Here is a 1,418-nt window from a genome sequence, read left to right on the forward strand (position 1 = left end):
CTCTTAAGCCCCCTTAATCATTTGGACACCAAATTCCTCTTCGATGTAAACTGTAACTAAATATAATTTAATAGTTGAGTGGAGGTGTGAAGGGTGTGCCGAATAAGAGAATAGATGTTATCGAAGATGTGAAAAAGAAGTATGTCCGTTTGGCATTAGAGTCAAATAAGATTAGTACCACAGCTAAAAGTGCCGGCATTTCAAGAAATACGTTATCCAGATGGATCAGTATGTATGAGGAGGAAGTCCGGGATGAGATGGATGTCGAGGGTGTCGAAGTTTTAAAACCTCAGCCATCAAGACAAGAGCTTGAAAAGAAATACGAACAAGCCATGAAGCTTCTTGGGGAAAAAGAATTAGAAGTCGCTATGTTAAGGGAAGCCCTTAAAAAAAACGGCCCCCTATAAAACTTTTACTCAAGGAAGTGGATCAATGGGTTAAGGCGGGGTTTCCGATTACGAGAGCAATGAAAGCCCTGAATTTGGCCCGCTCAAATTACTACTATCATCAGCCGGGTGAGAAGATGACAACACTTAATAAAAGGGGCCGGCCAGTGCCAGGGTATTCCCTGACTACCAATGGCCAGGCCATCCCAGATGCCCAGATTGAAGAGTACTTAATGGAGCTGCACGTTGATGATTATTATGGCGCAATGGGTTATAGAAAATGGACTTTATATTTAAAGGAACACTATTACTTGGTCATAAACAAGAAGAAAGTCTTTCGACTTTGTAAAAAACTATCAATTTTAAAAGAACGCCGCTTAAAGAAAACCAAACATCCAAGACACCTGGCGAAAAACCGGACTGTGACTGGCCCTAACCAGTTGTGGCAGGTGGATATTAAATACGGATCCATTCAGGACTCAAAGCGTTTTTTCTTTCTATGTAGCGCCATTGATGTCTACGACCGATGCATTGTGGGGTACACCTTGGGGCCAACATGTCAGACAAAACACATTCGAAATATGTTAATAAAAGCTTTTATTCGACGTAAAATCCATTTTAAAGAAGGCGAACTTGAAAAGAAGCTCATTATACGTACAGATAATGGTCCCCAGTTTATTAGTGAAAGCTTTGGTGATTTTTGCGACCATCATAAGGTGTTCCACGAACGGATTCCTAAAAAGTCACCTAATATGAATGCCTACATTGAATCCTATCACAGCGTTAACCAAAGAGAATGTTTTAATCGCCATGTCTTTGAATTTTATGAAGAAGCTTATTTCTATACTGAGGGATTTATCGATCATTATAACAATAGCCGTTACCACGGTAGTATCAATGATTACCCACCTATGAAATATTATTTATTAACCTTAAAAGGGAAGCTTCCTTCTAGGGAGGTGAGATTGTAGCAATTCTGAGAATTAGCTAGGAAAAGGTATTAGGTGTCCGAAATTAGGGGGTCGGACCGAA

General features: G+C 40.1%; 2 protein-coding genes. Both read left to right on the forward strand.

The genetic code is table 11. From position 1 onward, the window contains the following. Positions 1 to 95: 95 nt before the first annotated feature. The gene (locus BMW59_RS21230) at positions 96 to 407 is read left to right on the forward strand and encodes a transposase (protein WP_093056320.1); all 312 of its coding nucleotides are present in this window, start codon (positions 96 to 98) and stop codon (positions 405 to 407) included. A 17-nt stretch (positions 408 to 424) separates the two neighbouring features. Then, a complete protein-coding gene (locus BMW59_RS21235) occupies positions 425 to 1,357 on the forward strand; it encodes an IS3 family transposase (protein ID WP_177174466.1) in 933 nt (310 codons plus the stop codon). Positions 1,358 to 1,418 lie beyond the last annotated feature (61 nt).

Source organism: Salipaludibacillus aurantiacus (genome assembly GCF_900111295.1).
GTDB lineage: Bacteria > Bacillota > Bacilli > Bacillales > Salisediminibacteriaceae > Salipaludibacillus > Salipaludibacillus aurantiacus.